Raw genomic sequence first — 20,610 nt, 5'->3', positions numbered from 1 at the left:
TCCTGTGTGAGTTTTTGTTGGCAGGCAATCAGAGGATCAAAAAATCAAAACGTAGGTCTTGCGTACGGTTTCCTGGATGTCCCAGATACCGAGGCTGTTGGCTGGCAACATCAGTGCGTCACCGGCTTCTATGTGGAGGGTTTCACCGTCATCCGGGGTGAAGGTGCAACGCCCCTGGATGAAATGACAGAATTCCTGGGCCACGATCTGCCGACGCCAACGGCCGGGGGTGCATTCCCAGACGCCGGTTTCGACACCGTCGTCGCGTTCGACACTGGTGGTGGACGCCACCGCCACGGGAGTTCCCAACGGCACGGCGACCGGGTTTGATTCGTCCAGCTTCAGGGTTGCGGTGTTCTTGAACTGCGTGATGCCCATGGGAGTACCTGTCTATGGAGAAAGCGCCGATTACTGCATGAAACCTTCCATGAACCCGGCGACCCCGCTGGCCAGTTTGCGTCGCCAAGGCGCGGTAGCCGGGTTGGCCAGGGTCTGGTCTTCATGGACGAAGCTGCGGATGATCGCGTTGTAGCCGAGCCAGCGGCAGGGTTCCGGCTCCCAGGGCTTCAGTGCATCGATGCCGCCCTGAGGGATGACCCATGGCTGGCGAACCAGCTCGGTATCGCGTTGCAGGATCAAGTCGGCCAAGGTCCGTCCACCCAGGTTGCTGGCACCAACGCCCTCCCCGCCATAACCGCCGGAAATCGCAATGCCGCTCGCTTGATCGCACAGCATGTGCGGCTTGAACCGCCGCGACATGCCGAGGTTGCCACCCCAGCCATGGGTGATACGTACGTTCTTGAGTTGCGGGAAGAGTTCGCCGAACAGGTAACGCCGCAATTCGACTTCACTGGCGGTCAGGTCGAAGTCATGGCGCAGCTTGCCGGCAAACTGATAGCCACCCCGCGCGCCGAACACCAGGCGGTTGTCCGCCGTACGCTGACCGTAAGTCACCTGGCGACTGCTTTCGCCGAACGCCTGCCCGTGGCTCAGGCCGATTTCGTCCCAAGTGGCGGCGGACAGCGGTTCGGTGGCGACGATCAGGCTTTGCACCGGCAACTGATAGCGCCCCAGCGGAGGCAGCGTGGTCGCGTACCCTTCTACCGCCGGAACGATCCAGCGGCTGCTCACCATGGCCTTCGCCGTGCGCAGGCTGCCCGATTGCCAGTGGGTGACCGGACTGTTTTCGTAAATCCTGACGCCCATGCGTTCGACCGTCCGGGCCAGACCTCGCACCAACTTTGCCGGGTGCAGGGTCGCCACGTGCGGTGCATAGATACCGCCATAAGGCTTGGCGATTCTGATCTGTTGCGCCAACTGCTCGGGGCTGAGCCAGCGGTAATGGCTTTCCGTCAGGCCCTGGCCATACAGTTTGTCCAGATACTGTCGCAGGCTGGTTTCCTGTTCCGGATACCGCGCCGCGCAATACAGCGCCCCGCCTTTACGGTAATCGCAGGCGATGCCTTCACGTTCGAGGACAACTTCAACTTCATCGGGAATGCTGTGCAGCAGGTCATACGACGCCCGCCGCCGCTCGGCCGGTAAATCGGCGAGCAAACGGTCTTCCCCCAGGAGGTTGCCCATCAACCAGCCGCCATTACGCCCGGAGGCGCCAAAACCGGCGGTCTGCGCTTCAACGATGGCAATGTTCAGGCCCGGCGCCAGGCGCTTGAGGTAGTACGCAGTCCAGAGCCCGGTGTACCCCGCGCCGATGATGGCGACGTCGACGTCAAGATCGTGTTCCAGCGCCGGACGCGCCAACAACGGCTCGTCGAGTTGATCCATCCACAAACTGATAGTGCGCCACGCCGGCATGCAAGACTCCGCCACTCAAACTTCGATGGCGTTGATCCTAGTGCGTGGGCTCAGAGGCTGTCTTGCGCGCGTGCACGCAAAGAAATTTGTTTGACGTAGGCCTTGGGCGACAGACCTGTGTGTTGGCGGAAACAGCTGTAGAACGCCGAGAGCGAATTGAAGCCGGCGGCAAACGCCAGATCGTCGATACGCAGTGGCGGCGCGGCGTTTTCCAGCGCGGCGAGCACATGTTGCAAGCGCGCCTGGTTCACGTAACGGTAGAAACTCTGGCCCAGCACCTGGTTCAGCAGATAGGACATCTGATTGCGGCTGTACCCGCACGCCTTCGCCACCCGTTGCAAATCGAGTTCCGGGTCCAGATAGGGTTGCTGGTGCTGGAAGTACTGTTGCAGGTCCTGCGCCATGAAACTCAGTTGACGTGGCGACAACCCGAGCCGACTGACGGCCGGGCGCGCACTGTTTGCGGTTTTGCTGACGGGCTGCTCATGAACCAGCGAGGCGTATTCGTTGACTCGCCAGATCAGACCGTCACGCACGGTAATCGCCTCGCTGGCCCGAAATGACACCAACCCTTCACCGCCGCGCAGAGTAATGCGGTATTGAATGAACGCGGTGTTGCCGTCCAGACGGATGCGGTCCGAGTGTTCCAGCGCTTCATCCGGATCGCGCGGCATGCTGCTGCGCACGTACTCGCGCAATTCGTCCAGCCCCATCACGCGGTTCTGGAAGAAGTCGCTGTACTGGATGTCCGGGTGATACAGCGCCATGACGCCGTCCAGGTCGCGGTGCTTCCAGCGCAGGTGATAGCGCATGACCGTCTCGCTCGTGGCCTGGGTTTGCAGCGGACCATCATCATCGGCATGCATAAAGGACTCGACGAGAAAAAGGCGAGCTTGCCGAAATTCCGCACCGGCTTCAATGAGCAAGCAGTACCGGCCTTTTGCTGAAAGGTCACAGCGCTGTGACCCGAATCAAAAAAAAGCAACCAATTGCCAATCGGCCTGAAAAATCCACATTATTTTCACATGCGGATGCTACTTTTAAAGACAGTCAACGGTTGAGCCAATGAAGGCTCTTCCCTCCTAACATGAGCTAACGGAAGCGCTCGATGAATCAGGCGGGCAACATATGAATAAAGGGTTCAGTAAAGTCACCTTTCCAAACGCCTGCCAGCTGATGCGCTGGCATTTTCATCCCATGGGTTTTGAGGCGAGCATGGACGCACCGGGCAGCATGATTGCCCGTCTTTTTGACCGTGCCACAGGCGAGACCATGATCGCCATTGCCGGCATTCCGTGCGCCACTGTCATGAACGCAGCGGACGTAGAACGAATCATTGAAGCGGTGGAGGATGAGCTCAATTCTTTCATTCCTCCGGTGACCCTCAGGAGTTATGCCTGAAGGTTGAAGCGCAATTGCCCTAATAAAAAGCCCACATCTTGTGGGCTTTTTTGTGAGTACGGGTTTACGCCGATGTTTTGCTCCGGTGATCGGCAAAAAACGCCTTGCCCTTGCCGATCCGGTCGGAGGCCTTGGGCATGTTCGCCGCCTGGGTGTCCTGGCCATCGACATACCAGTAGCAATGGCTGACCGCCCGGGTGATGCCGACATAGGCCAGTCGCAGAATCTCGTCTTTTTGCGCGTTATCGTAAGCTTCGTTGTCGCCAGCCTTGCCCAGACCCGCCATGCGGTAGACCTGATTCTTGTAGGGCGAACTGGTCAGGTGCTGGCAGTCTCCCAGCAGAAACACGGCGTCGGCCTGAAGACCCTTGGCACTGTGATAGGTCAACTGCTTCAGTCGTCGCGACTCGTACGGCAAGCTAGAATCAACATTAACTACAGGCTGAATATGCTCTTCTATCAATGACTTATCGCTGCTTTTTCGATAAAGCATCAAGATTGTATCGCCCTGCCTGTAGTGCTCCATCAACCGCTTGGCCAAGCCTTGATCATCCCGATCCAACACGTTGACCGGCAGCAGCGCTTTCGACTCGCCACTGGCCTTGGCCTTCTTGCCGGCGATGGCCGGCGCGGCGCGCACGATGTGTTCGGCGGCATCGATGATGTGTTGATGGCTGCGATAGTTGTCGCTGAGCATGACCTTGGTCGTGCTCGGCGAAGGGAACTCCTTGTTGAACTCCATGAAATACGTCGGCGAACTGCCGCGCCATCCATAAATGGACTGCCAGTCATCGCCCACGCACAGCAGCGACGAACGCTGAGCGCCGCGCCCCACGTGCATGGCCGGGCCGCGACTGCGAATCTCGGCGAGGCTGGCGCGAATCCAGGAAACAATCTGCGGCGATACGTCCTGAAACTCGTCGATCATCAGGTGCGACAGCGGCCGCAGCAGTTCATCGCTCAACAGCTTCTGGTTTTCCGGGGAATGCTCGCTGAACAAGGCGAACATGCGGTTGTAGGTCATCACCGGTGGCTTCTGATCCAGCAGATGATCTTCCAGGGCTCGCCAGAACAGGCTCAAGGCCTCGAAGAAAAACCGGTCCGGGTCGTCCTTGGCGAAGCTCATCTGGCCCACGGCATTCGGAACATCCAGGCCAAGGTTTTCGATGAACCCGGCCGCCGCGACAAAACAGTCCAGCAACGGCGCGGAACCGAGCTCGCCCTTGACCTTGTAATCGAACCCCGGCCCGGCGCTGGCATCGCCCGCAAGGGAGGCCAAAACACGTTTTGAGGCTTCATAACTATCTAGCCATATCAAAGGCTTACGACAGAAAGCTTGAAACAGGGTTCGCTTTACCGCCCATTCCGCGCGGACGCTGAGCTTGGCATTCGGGCGGCTGACCTGCGGGTTTTCCCGAGGATCGAAACCCAGCACGACCCACGCGTCCAGGCTCGGGATATAGCCATGGCAATGAAAGGTCGAGCCGTTGATATCAAACGACTGGCGATTGGGCTCGATGCCTTTGATGGGCCAGGCACCCGCGCGAAACCACAAATCTTCAATCAAGTCGCACAGCTCTTCATCACGCTTGGCGGCCAGTTCGGTCACGGCCATGCGTTTTTGCACGTCCGGGTGATCGCGCTCCAGCTCCTTGAGCTGCAAGGCATGGCGCGACAACGGCTTGATCAGTTCGCGAAAGCGCTCATCACGCGTGTGCAGGTTGTGATAGCAGGCGTTGAGCTGCTGACGCTGGGCGTCGTTGATGCGCAAATCGAAAGGATTGCTATCGGCCTCCTCATCAGCGCCTTGCACACGGTTGCTGAGGTTTTCGAACGCTTGCAGCCGCTCGAAGCCCGGCAGGCTGCGAACCATGGGCAGGATTCGCGAATGGAAGGTGCGCACCAGGTCCCGCGCCTCCTTGAAACCGAGCGGCCGCCCCCAGAGCGCAAACATCTCGATCAGTTTGTTGATGAAGTCCTTGCGCGACTCCCGTGTAAAGGTCACGACGGTCATTGAGCTCAGCTCAAAGCCCAGATAGTGGGTCAGCAGCAAAATACGCAGTACCAGGGTGGTCGACTTGCCCGCCCCCGCGCCGGCGATGACCGACGTCGATGGCGTATCGCTGAAGATCATTTTCCACTGCGCGGCACTGGGTTGAGCGTGCGGCGCGAGCAAACGAGCGACATCGGCCTTCATGCGTTTCTTCAGCTCGGCGCTCAATGGCAGGCGCCAGTCGTCGAACAGGTTGTCATCGACGTTGGGGGGCCGGTGTTCGGTGGAGCGCGAGTCACGAATCAGCAACACCTGCCGACCTTCCTCCAACCCTTCGAGCTTGCCTTCCTTATAGCCGTAATCCACCCCAGCGCTGTGACCGCTGCGAAAACCGTCGGCCTGGCCATGCAGCCACGACGCCCGATGTTGTGCACGCAGACGCGTCAGCCCGTGGCCAAAGAATCGGGCGGCCAGGCGCTTGAGCAGCGGCATCTCGGCCAAGGGACGAAGTTCAGGAGGAAGATCGGGGGTGTGTTGCGGCACGCGGGCTGACTCCAGGGTGTGAGGCTGTTGAGGGCTATGGTGTCTGCATTTGCCGTTCAGTTCTAGTGAAATGCTTACAGGTCATTGGCTTATGCGATGAAGTGAAGGCTGGATGAGAATGTTTCGAGGTGATTTGATATCAATTTATTCGATTGTATTGAGGCATTTTTTACGCTTTTTATCGATCAGTGCCTGATAGATGATGCTCGCCATTCACCACCCCTTTCAGGAGACGATCATGCTCGAACTCAGACCCTTCAACTCCCTGGGCGGCGCCCACCATGGCTGGCTGGATGCTCATCACCACTTTTCGTTCGCCGAATACTACGACCCTAAACGCATGAACTGGGGCAACCTTCGGGTGTGGAACGACGACGTGATCGCCTCGGGTACCGGTTTCCCGAAACACCCGCACCGGGACATGGAAATCATCACGTATGTCCGTGAAGGTGCGATTACCCACGAGGACAACCTCGGTAACAAGGGCCGCACCGAAGCGGGCGATGTGCAGGTCATGAGCGCCGGCACCGGGATCGCTCACAGTGAGTACAACCTGGAAGCGACTGAAACCAGGATCTTCCAGATCTGGATCATCCCGAACGAAACAGGCCTGGCACCGTCCTGGGGCGCAAAACCGTTCCCTAAAGGCCAACGCGAAGGTTTCGTGACCCTGGCCAGCGGCAAGGCCGGCGACGATCAAAGCCTGCGGATCCGTGCGGATGCGCGCCTGGTTGCGGCGAACCTGAAGGCTGGCGAGTCTGCGGAGTATCGTCTGGACAATGGCCGCCGTGCTTACCTGGTTCCGGCGACGGGCGTGATTGAAGTCAATGGCTTGCGAGCACAAGCTCGAGATGGTGTTGCGGTGGCTGATGAGCAGGTGTTGCGCGTGACGGCCATTGAAGACAGTGAGATTGTTTTGGTGGACCTGGCTTGATTGGGTAAATGCCGGGCAAAAAAAGGGGCGACTGTCATAGTCGCCCTTTTTTTGCCGATGGCTTTACTGACGCCTTCGCGGGCAAGCCTCGCTCCTACAGGTTTACGCCGACCACATTGAACCGTACGACATCGTTTTTGTAGGAGCGAGGCTTGCCCGCGAAGGGGCCCTCACTTACTTCGCAGAAATAGCGCCATCCACCAATGTTTGAGCTTCGGCAACCAACTGCTTGAGGTGTTCGTCACTGACGAAACTCTCGGCGTAGATCTTGTAGATGTCTTCGGTACCCGACGGACGCGCCGCGAACCAGCCGTTTTCGGTCATGACTTTCAAACCGCCGATCGCCTGGTCATTACCCGGCGCGTGGCTGAGGATGCTCTGGATCGCTTCGCCCGCAAGCTGGGTCGAGGTGACCTGCTCCGGTGACAGCTTGCTCAGCAAGGCTTTCTGTTGCGGATTGGCCTTGGCATCGACCCGCACCGAGAACGGTTCGCCCAGCTCATCGGTCAACGCGCGATACGCCTGGCTCGGGTCGCGACCGGTGCGGGCAGTCATTTCCGCGGCCAACAGAGCCGGGATCAAGCCGTCCTTGTCAGTGCTCCACACGCCACCGTCCTTGCGCAGGAACGAGGCGCCGGCGCTTTCTTCGCCGCCAAAACCCAGCGAGCCGTCGAACAGACCGTCCGCAAACCATTTGAAACCGACCGGCACTTCGTACAAACGACGGCCCAAACGCTTGGCCACGCGATCGATCAAGCCACTGCTGACCACGGTTTTACCCACGGCGGCATCGGCGCGCCATTGCGGACGGTTCTGGAACAGGTAGTCGATGGACACTGCCAGATAGCTGTTCGGCGCGAGCAAACCGCCGGACGGCGTCACGATGCCATGGCGATCGTGATCCGGGTCGCAGGCGAACGCGACGTCAAAACGCTCTTTCAGGCCGATCAGGCCTTGCATGGCGTGGCTGGACGAAGGGTCCATGCGGATCTGGCCATCCCAGTCGACCGTCATGAAGCGGAAGGTCGGATCGACCTGCGTGTTCACCACGTCCAGATCCAGCTTGTAATGCTCGGCAATCGCCGACCAGTAACGCACCCCTGCTCCGCCCAGCGGATCGACGCCCAGACGCAGTTTGGCGTCGCGAATGGCGTCAAAGTCGATCACGTTGATCAGGTCGGCGACATAGGTGTTGAGGTAATCGTGACGGTGCGTGGAGCTGGCCTTCAGCGCCTGCTCGTAGCTGATGCGCTTGACGCCGGCGAGCTTGTTGCCCAGCAGCTCGTTGGCCTTGGCTTCGATCCACTTGGTGATGTGGGTGTCGGCCGGGCCACCGTTGGTGGGGTTGTATTTGTAGCCACCGCTTTGCGGCGGGTTATGGGACGGCGTGATGACGATGCCGTCTGCCAGGCCCGAGGTGCGGCCACGGTTGTAGCAGAGAATCGCGTGGGAAATCGCTGGTGTCGGGGTGTACTCGTCACCCTCGGCAATCATCACCGTCACGCCGTTGGCGGCCAGCACTTCAAGGGCGCTGGCGCCCGCCGGGGTGGACAGCGCGTGGGTGTCGATGCCGACGAACAGCGGACCATCGATGCCCTGGGCTTCGCGGTACAGGCAGATCGCCTGGCTGATCGCCAGAACGTGCCATTCGTTGAAACTCAAGTCGAACGAGCTACCTCGGTGCCCGGACGTGCCGAACGCGACACGCTGGGTGGAGATCGCGGCATCGGGCTGGCCGGTGTAATAAGCCGTTACCAGTCGCGGGATGTCGACCAACAACTCTGCCGGTGCCGGTTTGCCCGCAAAAGGACTGAGTGTCATGCAAAACCTCTGAATAGAGTGGTTCAGGAATAGGGACGCAGTTTACTGGCAGTTTGACCGCAACGCGATGGGATCGATCCACGGACGCAAAGGATGTTTTGCGGACATGCTCAGTCTACCGATTCCAGGCGCAAGGCATCGCCGAGCAGACTCAGTGCAGCGGCCAGATCATGATCACCGCCAAAGCTATGACTGAGGCGCAAGTGTTGCGTGTGCAGGCCCTGCAAACTGAACAGCTCGCCCGGCGCAATCACCACCTGATGTTTGAGCAAGCGCTGAAACACCCGCCGCACATCAACCTGACGCAGGGAGCGCACCCAAATCGTTGCACCACCCTGAGGTTCGACAAAATGCAAGGCGTCGCCCAGGCGCTCCTGCAACAACTGCGTCATCTGCACCTTGCGGTCCTTGAGCAACCTGCGCAGCACATGCAGGTGCTGGTCGATCCGTCCGTTACCGTACAAACGGGCGATGGCTTTCTGGCGAATCGGCGACAGGCGAAAGGCACGCAGTAAAAAGTGCCGCTGCAATTCGGCGCTGAAATGCCGCGACAACAGAAAGCCGTAGGGCGCTTCCGGGCCGATGATTTTCTCGAACGTGGAAAACACGATCAGCCGGTCAGGGTCGAGCAGATCACGAAACCGCAAGCCGCCCGGTTCGAATTCGAGTTCGCCGTAGCAATCGTTTTCCAGCACCCAGCTGCCATGCCGTTCGAGGAGCTGCGCAATGGCTCGCCGGTTGTCGTCATCTGCGAGGCTGCCTTGCGGCATGTTCAAAGCGGATGACAGCACGACCAACCGCACCGGGTGGGTCTCCAGCAGCTTCTTGAGCTGTTCGACGTCTAGCCCGCCATCGGTTTGCAGCGGCAACTCGATCACCTGGACATCGGCGGCCTGGAGCAAGCGCAGAATCGCCCAGTCACACGGAGACTCAAGGACCACCGCAGCGTCTTTGAGGCTCAACACGGCGATCAGTATTTCCAGGACACCGCGCAAGTCGGCGCCAATGTAAACGTCATCGGCATGCCAGCAACGTACCGGCGTTGTGGTGTAACGCGCGGCCAGGGCGGTACGCAGTTCCAGTTCCCCGCAGGGCTGCGAAGGCGGTTGCGGCTGGCGCGGATACTGACGCAGGAGTTCCCGTTCCAGCAGCAATAACGGACTGTCGAGCGGCTGCAACAATGCCGGTTCATCGGCGCTCAACACCAGCATGCCCGGGCACCTGGCACTGAAATAAACGCTTTCGAGCAAGTCATTGCCATTGCCGGGCGCATTGATGGCGGACACCGGCAACGCGTAATAGCCGGATTTGGCGACCGAATACACGCGCCCTTCTTTCTCCAGCAACGAATACGCGTACTGAATCGTCGAAATCGACACGCTCAAACGATCCGCCAACTGACGCAACGACGGCAGGCGCACGCGCGTGTCGCTGACCGGCTCATTGATCAGGTGCGTCAGGTATCGGTACACCGCCTGATAAGCAAAGTCGGTCTCGCGTGGTCCTTTCAATGTCCCGCTGACCCTTCACCCGCCACCGCGGCATCATCGCCAAAGTTGGCGCCTTCCGATGGCAGGTCCACGCCATCGGCATCCGGGTCAGCCACCTTGCCCTCGGCCCCTGGCACCGGCCCCATCCGGTAAAGTGTGCCGAGCAGGCCGACAGGTAACCCGCTGACGTCGACCATCCATTGCAGAATCTGCTCCGACACCGGATTGCCCTGCATTGCCCGGTGCAAATCAGGCATCGCCACCAGCATTCCGGGATGGCACTGACGCAGAAAGCGCTCAAGGGCAGCACCGTTTTCGACAAAGGGTGCGAAGAGCAGGCACACCAGCTGAGCCTCGGTCAAACCGAGGTTTTTTTGCGCCTCGGCCGCGGCCAGCCCACGCTGTTCGGACAGCCTCGCCGGGTTACCGAAGACCGCCACTGCTTGCTCGCACAAACGCTCCGGGAGTCGCTTGCGGCGCATCATCACCAACGCCCGTTGCAAGTATTCGGCGACACCCGCCTCATAGCTGCGACCGTGCACAAAGCACGCTTGCAGCCCCCGCACGTGTGCGGATATCGAAAGGCTGACGAATTCGTTGTCGCTGATCTGAGCTGCCAGTTCGTCAGGTTGAAAACCGAGAAACTCGGTGAGCAGCGGCCAACGCTCTTCGAGGTTGCTGACCAGCATGTCTTGAATGTCGATGAACGTGGTACGGCGACAGGCCTCGAAGCGCTCGGCCGGCCGCCATGCCGCCTGCCCCTGTTCGGCATAAAACGTGCGATAGCAGTCACTGCCGATCTCATCGAGCAAGGCGAACAGTTCATCGAAGCCTGTTTCAACCGGACTTGAGGTCTTGAGTCCGGCCTTGGCCGCCGCCCGCTTCAAGCCTTCGAGAAACTGCTTTTGCTGACGTGACGTGTCACTGCTGACCAAGGCATCGACGCCACCGTCCCAACGCGCGATCTGCCCATAGAACTCGCCGGTCGCCAGATAGCCGTCGTCCCACAGATCAATTGGCCCGTTCCAGGTTCGACGGTGGCCCACCATCAGCACATTGAGCCGATTGGCTTCTCGACCGGCATCGGAGATCGGTGCCGGGTGGCTGAACGGCAACACTTCGCGGTTATCCACCATCAGCACTTCGACCCGCGGATCGTCGTAGAGAAACAACGAACTGTAGCTGCGATGGATATTTTCCTGGGCCATCGAGCTGGCACCGTTCATTCGCAGGGAGGCCACGCGCAACTGGAACGTGGCAGGCGCCCGGCCGGCAATGCTCAGTTGTGCGGCGCGCAGCAGCGCCAGGGTATAGCAACTGTCCCGCGAGCCGGACTGGATCGCCAGCACCTTGTAATCGCCAATGCGCTCCATGCCCCCCGCGGCCACCACCAGACGCTGGATCATCAGTTGTAATGCCGTGCGTTCGGCCCGAGAGAAAAAACTCAGCAAGCGTTGCAGCATTTGCTGATAGACATAGTTCATCGCCTGATCATGGATATGGGTCATCTTTATTTACCTGATGCTCGTAAGTTCAGTACTGCATAAACAGCGATATGCACTGCACAGCGGATTGTCTGACACGGATGAAGTGCTGGACATTATTGTCAAAGGCTAGCACTTATACTTTTGGTAATTATTTGAAATAGTTGATCGCCGACGCTGCATGCGCCGAAGCCGGATGGCGCAGAAGTCCCGTAGCACCGGCATCTGGCGACTTAACAGAACATCCTAGGAAATGTCCGACAACGTCCCACAGATAGGTAGCACAAGAAATAAAGATAGAAGCCGCACATGTCTTTTTGAAAGCGGCGCAAAGAATTACTGTTGGTCGGATATCTATTAACAATGTGCGTTGAAAAGTATCAGCCTGACACCCAGACATGACTCATTCCTTGAGATGAAAGTAATCATTCAATTATCAAGGCTTAGATGCTGATTAGAAGATACAGATCGAGAGCAAAAACCAGTTCAGTTGCTGAACTGCCCCATCGACAGATCGATGAGACGTCTCAATGTTTTGCGAGGGGCAATAAAAAAGTCCGTGCAGGCACGGACTTTTTCAGGGGCTGTTACGCAGGTTCGACCTGAAGGGCGACCCGCTCGCGGCATGGGCATTCGTCCATGTAGCGATGTGCTTCGACAAACTCGGAAAACGGGAAGACCCGAGTCTTGAGCGGCAGCAGCACGCGATCGGCGGTCATCTGGTTGATGTCGCGCAAGGCCCGTTGCAGTGCAACCTGGTCCTGAATGATGCCCAACTCCGGCTTGCCGGTGAAATTGCCGATGCAGTGTACAAAGAACTGAATGTTCTTCTGGAACGCTGCGCAGGCCGGGAATGGCGTCTGGTTACCCCCTTGCAGGCCATACAGCACCAGGCTGCCGCGAGGCGCGAGCACATCGCCGAGCAGCGACATCTGCGGGCCGCCCAGGCCATCGAACACCACATCGACACCGCGGTTATCGGTGATCTTGTTGATCCGCATAAGCAGATCTTCTTCCTCGGTGACGATGACTTTCTCGGCACCCAGCGACAGCAGGTATTCACGCTCTTCGGCCGTTTTCGTGGCGGCAATCACCCGTACACCCAAGGCTTTACCCAATTGGACGAATGAAGGCCCGGCGCAGTGGCTCGCGTCAGTCACCAGGGCAAATTGCCCAGGCTTGACCCGTGCCAGATCGGCATAACCAAAGTAAGCAATCAACAGCGGCGTGTAATGCACCGCCGCTTCAATCGGGCTCAGCACGTCCGGATAACGGGTCAGTGCCGAGCGCGGCAGAACGATTTGCTCGCCATAGACGGGATAGTCGTTCGGACTTTCAGCCGGGAAACTGGCGACCTTGTCGCCAACTGCCAGGTCATCGACGCCATCGCCAACCGCCGTCACGACACCGGACATTTCATGGCCAAGGCCTGAAGGCAAGCGAGCATGGGAGGACGCCAGGTTCTGGCGCCAGAGTATGTCGTACCAGCTGATGCCAATCGCCTCGACGCGCACCTGCACTTCGCCCGGTGCAGGGAGAGCGGCCGCATGCTCTTCGCATTTGAGCACCTCGGCTGGACCAAACTTGTGAAAACGGATCGTGCGGGACATCGCAAACCTCGTCAAAGAAACCTCTAATGCCCTGAACTCTATCTGGGCTTTCTACCCAAGACTATCAGTGGCTATTAATAGTCGACATGCCTGTCATTGATTCCGCAGCGCCGGCGACATCTTCAAATGTCGTAAGAAACCGAAGCAGCCTTTGTAGGAAAACTGAATTACTCGGTGCAGAGTAGCAGCCTTTCCCCGTAATATTCATGCCGGCCATTGTTCTCATATGGCTGCTCCCGTCAAGCTTGATGACTCTGCCAGGACTCCAGATGAATCGTAATGACCTGCGTCGTGTCGACCTGAACCTGTTGATCGTTTTCGAAACACTGATGCACGAACGCAGTGTGACCCGCGCTGCGGAGAAATTGTTCCTCGGTCAGCCGGCGATCAGTGCGGCGCTCTCGCGCCTGCGCGGGCTGTTCGATGATCCATTGTTCGTGCGAACCGGGCGCAGCATGGAACCGTCCGCGCGGGCGGTGGAGATCTTCGCCCTGCTCTCCCCGGCCCTGGATTCGATTTCCACGGCTGTCAGCCGCGCAGCAGAGTTCGACCCGGCGACCAGTACGGCGGTGTTCCGCATCGGCCTGTCGGACGATGTCGAGTTCGCTTTGTTGCCGATGCTGCTCAAGCGCCTGCGCGCCGAATCGCCCGGGATTGTGCTGGTGGTGCGGCGGGCCAACTACATCCTGATGCCAAGCCTGCTGGCCTCGGGCGAGATTTCAATCGGCGTCAGCTACACCGCCGACCTGCCGGCCAACGCCAAGCGTAAAGTGCTGCGCCGCAGCATGCCCAAACTGTTGCGTGCCGATACAGTGCCGGGCCCGTTGAGCCTGGATGATTTCTGCGCCCGCCCCCATGCGCTGGTGTCGTTCGCCGGTGACTTGAGCGGCTTTATAGATGAAGAACTGGAAAAACTCGGGCGCAAACGTCACGTGGTACTCGCGGTGCCGCAATTCAATGGACTCAGCACGCTCCTCAGCGGGACGGATATCGTCGCGACGGTGCCGGATTACACGGCTGACGCGTTGACGGCAGCGGGCGGCGTGCGGGCAGAAGACCCGCCGTTGCCGGTGCGCAGCTTTGAATTGCACATGGCCTGGCGTGGGTCGCAGGACAATGATCCGGGTGAGCGCTGGTTAAGGTCGCGGATTCAGATGTTCTTTGGGGATCCGGATAGTCTGGCCTGATCCTGATCTTCTATTGGCGCCGATGGCCTCTTCGCGGGCAAGCCTCGCTCCTACAGGCAGTTGCGTATTCCTGTAGGAGCGAGGCTTGCCCGCGAAGGGAGCGACTCGGTCTCACGCCGATTCCTTGCATTCCCCGCAACACAGAATTGCCGTCAAACACATTGATCGCGTTCCAACCCGAGGTGCATGCTAGAGGGCTCGCCCGGCGCTTATATCATTCCGAATGATAGTTACCTTCGCTTCATTCGATTCGTGCGACACCAACCCGCCGAGCATCATCCGCCCATCTCAATACATTGGCGGATGCATCCATGGAACAGTCACTCAAACATTTGCGCTTCCCGTTGGCCCTGCTGGCCGTAGTGGTGATGAGCGCTTGCGGCAAGGCTCCGGAGTCTGCCGCGACCATGCCTGCGGCGAAAGTCAGCGTCGCCAAGGTGCTGGAACAACCGGTCAATGAGTGGGACGAATTCACCGGGCGCCTTGAAGCGCCGGAAACGGTAGAGATTCGTCCACGGGTCTCCGGTCAGATCGATGACGTTGCCTTCACCGAAGGCGCGCTGGTCAAGAAAGGCGACTTGCTGTTCCAGATCGACCCGCGCCTCTTCCAGGCCGAGGTCCGCCGTCTCGAAGCGCTGGTCGCTCAGTCGCGCGCCAATGCGACCCGCAGCGAAAACGAAGCCCAGCGCGGTGAGCGTCTGCGTACCAGCAACGCGATTTCCGCCGAGCTGGCCGATTCGCGCACGAGTGCCGCACAAGAAGCCCGCGCTGCGGTCGGTGCCCTCCAGGCACAACTGGACCTGGCGAAACTGAACCTGAGCTTCACCCGCGTCACCGCACCGATCAGCGGCCGTGTCAGCCGTGCCGAAATCACCGCCGGCAACCTGGTGACCGCCGATACCACCGCGCTGACCAGCGTCGTGTCGACCGACAAGGTCTACGCCTACTTCGACGCTGACGAGCGTGTGTTCCTCAAATACACCCAACTCGCTCGCCAGGGCAAACGTGGTGCAACCACTCCGGTTTACCTCGGACTGTCCAACGAAGACGGCAACCCGCACCAAGGCGTGATGAACTTCGTCGACAACCAGGTCAACCCGAAAACCGGCACCATTCGTGGCCGCGCCGTGTTCGACAACAGCGACGGCGCTTACACCCCGGGCCTTTATGCGCGTCTGAAACTGGTCGGCAGCGGCACCTATTCCGCCGTGTTGATCAACGATGAAGCGGTCGGTACCGACCTCGGTAAAAAGTTCGTGCTGGTGATGGATGCGGATAACAAAACCGCCTACCGCGCGGTCGAGCTGGGTCCGAAAATCGAAGGGCTGCGCATCGTGCGCAACGGCCTGAACAAGGACGACACGATCATCGTCAAGGGCCTGCAACGGGTACGTCCCGGTTCGCCAGTCACCCCTGAAGTGATCCCGATGGCCAGCGAACAAACCCTCGCGGCACTCGCACAACAACGACAAGCGCTGGAAGCCATCAACCTGCCCCAAGTCGCACCTGCCAAGGTCGCGCCGGGTTCGGTTGTGAAACTGGCTGCTGCAACCCCACGCGGTTAAGGGATAACGACTCCGATGAATTTTTCCCAATTCTTCATTTCACGGCCGATCTTTGCAGCGGTGCTGTCGCTGCTGATCCTTATCGCCGGTGCCATCTCGCTGTTCCAGTTGCCGATCAGCGAATACCCGGAAGTCGTGCCACCGACCGTTGTGGTCCGTGCCAACTTCCCGGGTGCCAACCCAAAAGTCATCGGTGAAACCGTGGCTGCTCCTCTGGAGCAAGCCATCACCGGCGTCGAGAACATGTTGTACATGTCCTCGCAGTCCACCGCTGACGGCAAGATCACCCTGACCATCACCTTCGCGCTGGGCACCGACCTGGACAACGCACAGGTGCAGGTGCAGAACCGCGTGACCCGGACCGAACCGAAGCTTCCAGAAGAAGTGACGCGCATCGGTATCACCGTGGACAAGGCGTCGCCCGACCTGACGATGGTCGTGCACTTGACCTCGCCGGACAAACGCTACGACATGCTCTACCTGTCCAACTACGCCTTGCTCAACATCAAGGATGAGCTGGCGCGTCTGGGCGGTGTCGGTGACGTGCAGCTGTTTGGTATGGGCGACTACTCGCTGCGGGTATGGCTCGATCCGAACAAGACCGCTTCGCGCAATCTGACCGCGACCGATGTGGTAACCGCGATCCGCGAACAAAACCGTCAAGTCGCTGCCGGTGCATTGGGTGCCCCGCCTGCGCCGAATGCCACCGCGTTCCAGCTGTCGGTCAACACTCAGGGTCGTCTGGTTTCCGAAGAAGAGTTCGAGAACATCATCATTCGCTCCGGCGACAACGGTGAAATCACCCGTCTGAAAGACATCGCGCGCGTCGAGCTGGGTTCCAGCCAATACGCCCTGCGTTCCTTACTGAACAACCAGCCGGCTGTGGCGATCCCGATCTTCCAGCGCCCAGGTTCCAACGCGATCGAAATCTCCAACGAAGTGCGCGACAAGATGGCGGAGCTGAAGAAGAGCTTCCCGGAAGGCATGGATTTCAGCATCGTCTATGACCCGACGATCTTCGTGCGCGGCTCCATCGAAGCGGTGGTTCACACCCTGTTCGAAGCACTGATCCTGGTGGTTCTGGTCGTGATCCTGTTCCTGCAAACCTGGCGTGCCTCGATCATTCCGTTGGTGGCGGTGCCGGTTTCGTTGATCGGTACGTTTGCGGTGATGCACTTGTTCGGCTTCTCGCTGAACGCCTTGTCACTGTTCGGCCTGGTATTGGCCATCGGTATCGTGGTGGACGACGCCATCGTGGTGGTGGAGAACGTGGAAAGGCACATCGAGCTGGGAGAAACGCCCGTAGAAGCCACCAAGAAAGCCATGCGAGAGGTGACCGGGCCGATCATCGCGACGGCGCTGGTGCTGTGTGCGGTATTTATCCCGGCGGCGTTCATTTCCGGACTCACCGGCCAGTTCTACAAACAGTTTGCCCTGACCATTGCCATCTCGACCGTGATCTCGGCGTTCAACTCGCTGACACTGTCCCCTGCCCTGGCCGCCGTGCTGCTCAAGAGCCACAGTGCGCCGAAAGATCGCTTTACCAAAGTGCTCGATAAACTATTGGGCGGCTGGCTGTTCCGTCCGTTCAACCGGTTCTTCGAACGCGCCAGCCATGGCTATGTCGGCACCGTAGCCCGGGTTATCCGCAGCAGCGGTATTGCCCTGCTGTTGTACGCAGGCCTGATGGTGCTGACCTTCTTCGGTTTCGCCCACACCCCGACCGGTTTCGTACCTGGCCAGGACAAGCAATACCTGGTGGCTTTCGCGCAACTGCCGGACGCTTCCAGCCTGGACCGTACCGAAGACGTGATCAAACGCATGTCCGACCTGGCCCTGAAACAGCCTGGCGTGGAAAGTGCGGTAGCGTTCCCGGGCCTGTCCATCAACGGTTTCACCAACAGCCCTAACGCCGGCATCGTGTTCGTGACCCTGAAGCCGTTCGACGAGCGTAAAGACCCAAGCATGTCCGCTGGTGCGATTGCCGGTGCATTGAACGGCCAGTTCGCCGGGATTCAGGAAGCCTACATGGCGATCTTCCCGCCACCGCCGGTTCAAGGCCTTGGCACCATCGGTGGTTTCCGCCTGCAGATCGAAGACCGGGGCAACCTGGGCTATGACGAGCTGTACAAAGAAACCATGAACATCATTACCAAGAGCCACGGTGTGCCGGAACTGGCAGGCCTGTTCACCAGCTACACGGTGAACGTGCCGCAAGTCGATGCTGCCATCGACCGGGAAAAAGCCAAGACTCACGGCGTGGCCGTCAGCGACATCTTCGACACCCTGCAGATCTACCTGGGTTCGCTGTACGCCAACGACTTCAACCGCTTCGGCCGTACCTATCAGGTCAACGTCCAGGCCGAGCAGCAGTTCCGCCTCGAACCGGACCAGATCGGTCAGCTGAAAGTGCGTAACAACAAAGGCGAGATGATCCCGCTGGCGACCTTCATCAAGGTCAGCGACACCTCGGGCCCGGACCGCGTCATGCACTACAACGGCTTTATCACCGCTGAAATCAACGGTGCGGCAGCCCCAGGCTACAGCTCCGGCCAGGCCGAAAAAGCCATCGAGAAACTGCTCAAGGAAGAACTTCCGAACGGCATGACCTACGAATGGACCGACCTGACCTACCAGCAGATTCTGTCCGGCAACACCGCACTGTTCGTGTTCCCGCTCTGCGTATTGCTGGCGTTCCTGGTACTCGCGGCGCAGTACGAAAGCTGGAGCCTGCCATTGGCGGTGATCCTGATCGTACCGATGACCCTGCTGTCGGCCATCACCGGTGTGATTGCTTCAGGAGGCGACAACAACATCTTCACCCAGATCGGCTTGATCGTACTGGTGGGACTTGCCTGTAAGAACGCGATTCTGATCGTCGAGTTCGCCAAGGACAAACAGGAAGAAGGCATGAACCCGCTGGCTGCGGTGCTTGAAGCCTGCCGCCTGCGTCTGCGACCGATCCTGATGACCTCCTTCGCGTTCATCATGGGTGTGGTGCCACTGGTGTTCTCCAGCGGTGCCGGTGCCGAGATGCGTCACGCCATGGGTGTGGCGGTGTTCTCCGGGATGCTCGGGGTGACTTTCTTCGGCCTGTTGCTGACGCCAGTGTTCTACGTGTTGATCCGTAATTTCGTGGAACGCGGCGAGCAGCGCAAAGCGGCCAAAGCCCTGAAACTGGAGGCGCAACAATGAGCCTGAAAGCCTTCCTGCCGAGCCTGCTGGTACTGGCCCTGAGTGCCTGTGCCGTCGGCCCGGACTACAAGACCCCGGCCACCGAACCGGCGAACATCACCACCGCTACCGATGGCGCTGCCGGTCAGAAAAACTTCGACCGCTCGCGTTTCGAAGGCATCTGGTGGCAGCAGTTTGAAGACCCGACCCTCAACCAGTTGGTGACGCAATCGCTGCAGGGCAACCGTGATTTGCGCGTCGCCTTCGCTCGCTGGAAGGCGGCCCGGGCGATCCGCGATGACGTCAGCAATGACGCCATGCCGACCATCACCAGCCGCGTCAGCAGTGATCTTGGCAAAGGCCAGATTCCGGGCGAGACCACCAAACGGGTCAATAGCGAACGCTATGACCTGGGTCTGGACATGGCCTGGGAACTGGACCTGTTTGGTCGCATCCAGCGCAACCTGGAATCCAGCGACGCCGAACAGCAAGCGGCCGAAGCGGATCTGTACCAACTGCAAGTCACCATGATTGCCGAACTGGTGGACGCCTACGGTCAGCTGCGCGGTGCGCAACTGCGGGAAAAAATTGCCCTGGCCAACCTGAACAACCAGCAGGAGTCGCGCAAGATCACCGAAAGCCTGCGCGATGCCGGCGTCGGCGATCAGCTCGATGTGGTCCGCGCCGATGCACGCCTGGCGTCTGTCGAAGCCAGCGTGCCGCAATTGCAGGCCGAACAGGTTCGGCAGAAAAACCGTATCGCCACTCTGCTAGGTGAGCGTCCGGACAAACTGACCGTCGACCTGAGCCCGAAAGACTTGCCGGCGATTGCCAAGGCACTGCCGATCGGTAATCCGGGCGAACTGCTGCAACGTCGTCCGGACGTTCTCAGCGCCGAGCGCAAACTGGCTTCGGCCACGGCGCGTATTGGCGTGGCCAAGGCGGATCTGTTCCCGCGGGTCAGCCTCAGCGGCTTCCTCGGCTGGACCGCCGGACGTGGTTCGCAGATCGGATCCTCGGCGGCCAACGCCTGGGCACTTGGCCCAAGCATTACCTGGGCTGCATTCGACCTGGGCAGCGTGCGCGCTCGTTTGCGCGGCGCCGATGCCGATGCCGAAGGCGCCTTGGCGACCTACGAGCAACAAGTGCTGCTGGCGCTGGAAGAATCGGAAAACGCCTTCAGTGATTACGGCAAACGCCAGCAACGCCTGATTTCGCTGATTCGTCAGAGTGAATCAAGCCGCGCGGCAGCCGACCTGGCTGAAATTCGCTACCGCGAAGGCACGGCGGACTTCCTTGTCCTGCTCGATGCCCAACGCGAACGTTTGGCGGCGGAAGACACTCAGGCCCAGGCCGAAGTCGATCTGTATCGCGGCATCGTCGCGATCTACAAGGCCCTGGGTGGCGGTTGGCAACCAGAGACGATCGCCAGCAAGTAACACGTTATAGAGCTCTTTTGGCTGGTCGCAACCAACCAATTTTTTAGCCCTGCGCCTCATTCGGTCGCGGGGCTTTTTTTGGGGGGTCTTAAGGATTACTTCATTTTCAGCCTCAACACAGTCCATTGTAGGAGCCGGCTTGCTGGCGATGGTC

At 59.5% G+C, this 20,610-nt stretch carries 14 protein-coding genes; 6 read left to right on the top strand and 8 right to left on the bottom strand.

Features of this window, described 5'->3' with window-relative positions; all coding sequences use genetic code 11:
- Positions 1 to 36: 36 nt before the first annotated feature.
- The 3 genes from IB246_RS03075 to IB246_RS03065 are packed head-to-tail and all read right to left on the bottom strand — an operon-like array spanning position 37 to position 2,681.
- Positions 37 to 378, bottom strand: coding sequence for a cupin domain-containing protein (locus IB246_RS03075; RefSeq protein WP_008026311.1), 342 nt, complete (start codon positions 376 to 378; stop codon positions 37 to 39).
- A 30-nt stretch (positions 379 to 408) separates the two neighbouring features.
- Positions 409 to 1,815 (bottom strand): NAD(P)/FAD-dependent oxidoreductase, encoded by a 1,407-nt coding sequence (locus IB246_RS03070; RefSeq protein WP_008044304.1) that lies wholly within the window; start codon positions 1,813 to 1,815, stop codon positions 409 to 411.
- Between the two features lie 50 nt (positions 1,816 to 1,865).
- Complete coding sequence (locus tag IB246_RS03065; RefSeq protein ID WP_008026304.1) at positions 1,866 to 2,681, bottom strand: helix-turn-helix transcriptional regulator; 816 nt, start codon at positions 2,679 to 2,681, stop codon at positions 1,866 to 1,868.
- 262 nt (positions 2,682 to 2,943) lie between these two features.
- Between IB246_RS03065 and IB246_RS03060 the strand changes: the two genes are divergently transcribed.
- A complete protein-coding gene (locus IB246_RS03060) occupies positions 2,944 to 3,216 on the top strand; it encodes a DUF1652 domain-containing protein (protein ID WP_008044298.1) in 273 nt (90 codons plus the stop codon).
- Positions 3,217 to 3,280: 64 nt separating this feature from the next.
- Here IB246_RS03060 and IB246_RS03055 read toward each other — a convergent pair whose 3' ends face one another.
- Positions 3,281 to 5,752 carry a UvrD-helicase domain-containing protein gene (locus IB246_RS03055; protein ID WP_008044297.1) on the bottom strand — a complete coding sequence of 824 codons (2,472 nt, stop codon included), beginning with the start codon at positions 5,750 to 5,752 and terminating at the stop codon, positions 3,281 to 3,283.
- Between the two features lie 238 nt (positions 5,753 to 5,990).
- On the opposite strand from IB246_RS03055, the gene IB246_RS03050 reads away from it, so the two are divergent.
- Positions 5,991 to 6,686: a pirin family protein gene (locus tag IB246_RS03050; protein WP_008044296.1), complete on the top strand. Its 696-nt coding sequence runs from the start codon at positions 5,991 to 5,993 to the stop codon at positions 6,684 to 6,686.
- Between the two features lie 174 nt (positions 6,687 to 6,860).
- On the opposite strand, the gene pgm is transcribed toward IB246_RS03050, so the two are convergent.
- The 4 genes from pgm to IB246_RS03030 form a co-directional block, all read right to left on the bottom strand.
- Entirely contained in the window at positions 6,861 to 8,507 is a 1,647-nt protein-coding gene (pgm, locus tag IB246_RS03045; protein WP_008044295.1) for a phosphoglucomutase (alpha-D-glucose-1,6-bisphosphate-dependent), read from the bottom strand.
- Positions 8,508 to 8,617: 110 nt separating this feature from the next.
- On the bottom strand, positions 8,618 to 10,018 hold the full coding sequence (locus IB246_RS03040) for a PLP-dependent aminotransferase family protein (protein ID WP_008044293.1): 1,401 nt from the start codon (positions 10,016 to 10,018) through the stop codon (positions 8,618 to 8,620).
- Complete coding sequence (locus IB246_RS03035) at positions 10,015 to 11,505, bottom strand: hypothetical protein (RefSeq protein ID WP_008044291.1); 1,491 nt, start codon at positions 11,503 to 11,505, stop codon at positions 10,015 to 10,017. The genes IB246_RS03040 and IB246_RS03035 overlap by 4 nt, the downstream gene beginning before the upstream one ends.
- 563 nt (positions 11,506 to 12,068) lie before the next feature.
- Positions 12,069 to 13,091 carry a zinc-dependent alcohol dehydrogenase family protein gene (locus tag IB246_RS03030; protein WP_008044290.1) on the bottom strand — a complete coding sequence of 341 codons (1,023 nt, stop codon included), beginning with the start codon at positions 13,089 to 13,091 and terminating at the stop codon, positions 12,069 to 12,071.
- Positions 13,092 to 13,360: 269 nt separating this feature from the next.
- On the opposite strand from IB246_RS03030, the gene IB246_RS03025 reads away from it, so the two are divergent.
- The 4 genes from IB246_RS03025 to IB246_RS03010 all read left to right on the top strand — a co-directional run bounded on the left by IB246_RS03025 (position 13,361) and on the right by IB246_RS03010 (position 20,456).
- Positions 13,361 to 14,278 (top strand): LysR family transcriptional regulator, encoded by a 918-nt coding sequence (locus IB246_RS03025; RefSeq protein WP_008026287.1) that lies wholly within the window; start codon positions 13,361 to 13,363, stop codon positions 14,276 to 14,278.
- 311 nt (positions 14,279 to 14,589) lie between these two features.
- Positions 14,590 to 15,843 (top strand): multidrug efflux RND transporter periplasmic adaptor subunit MexE, encoded by a 1,254-nt coding sequence (mexE, locus tag IB246_RS03020; RefSeq protein ID WP_192229992.1) that lies wholly within the window; start codon positions 14,590 to 14,592, stop codon positions 15,841 to 15,843.
- A gap of 15 nt (positions 15,844 to 15,858) precedes the next feature.
- The gene (locus IB246_RS03015) at positions 15,859 to 19,038 is read left to right on the top strand and encodes an efflux RND transporter permease subunit (RefSeq protein ID WP_008044286.1); all 3,180 of its coding nucleotides are present in this window, start codon (positions 15,859 to 15,861) and stop codon (positions 19,036 to 19,038) included.
- Complete coding sequence (locus IB246_RS03010; RefSeq protein WP_008044284.1) at positions 19,035 to 20,456, top strand: efflux transporter outer membrane subunit; 1,422 nt, start codon at positions 19,035 to 19,037, stop codon at positions 20,454 to 20,456. The genes IB246_RS03015 and IB246_RS03010 overlap by 4 nt, the downstream gene beginning before the upstream one ends.
- Positions 20,457 to 20,610 lie beyond the last annotated feature (154 nt).

The organism is Pseudomonas sp. PDM01, from assembly GCF_014852325.1.
Lineage (GTDB): Bacteria > Pseudomonadota > Gammaproteobacteria > Pseudomonadales > Pseudomonadaceae > Aquipseudomonas > Aquipseudomonas migulae.
Note: the sequence above shows the minus strand (reverse complement) of the source record. Positions and strands in the feature narration are given on the sequence as shown.

Bases quoted from the DNA above. Each gene is read 5' to 3' on its own strand.
- IB246_RS03075 (WP_008026311.1), bottom strand. From the start codon at position 378: ATGGGCATCACGCAGTTCAAGAACACCGCAACCCTGAAGCTGGACGAA.
- IB246_RS03070 (WP_008044304.1), bottom strand. From the start codon at position 1,815: ATGCCGGCGTGGCGCACTATCAGTTTGTGGATGGATCAACTCGACGAG.
- IB246_RS03065 (WP_008026304.1), bottom strand. From the start codon at position 2,681: ATGCATGCCGATGATGATGGTCCGCTGCAAACCCAGGCCACGAGCGAG.
- IB246_RS03060 (WP_008044298.1), top strand. From the start codon at position 2,944: ATGAATAAAGGGTTCAGTAAAGTCACCTTTCCAAACGCCTGCCAGCTG.
- IB246_RS03050 (WP_008044296.1), top strand. From the start codon at position 5,991: ATGCTCGAACTCAGACCCTTCAACTCCCTGGGCGGCGCCCACCATGGC.
- pgm (WP_008044295.1), bottom strand. From the start codon at position 8,507: ATGACACTCAGTCCTTTTGCGGGCAAACCGGCACCGGCAGAGTTGTTG.
- IB246_RS03035 (WP_008044291.1), bottom strand. From the start codon at position 11,505: ATGACCCATATCCATGATCAGGCGATGAACTATGTCTATCAGCAAATG.
- IB246_RS03030 (WP_008044290.1), bottom strand. From the start codon at position 13,091: ATGTCCCGCACGATCCGTTTTCACAAGTTTGGTCCAGCCGAGGTGCTC.
- IB246_RS03025 (WP_008026287.1), top strand. From the start codon at position 13,361: ATGAATCGTAATGACCTGCGTCGTGTCGACCTGAACCTGTTGATCGTT.
- mexE (WP_192229992.1), top strand. From the start codon at position 14,590: ATGGAACAGTCACTCAAACATTTGCGCTTCCCGTTGGCCCTGCTGGCC.
- IB246_RS03015 (WP_008044286.1), top strand. From the start codon at position 15,859: ATGAATTTTTCCCAATTCTTCATTTCACGGCCGATCTTTGCAGCGGTG.
- IB246_RS03010 (WP_008044284.1), top strand. From the start codon at position 19,035: ATGAGCCTGAAAGCCTTCCTGCCGAGCCTGCTGGTACTGGCCCTGAGT.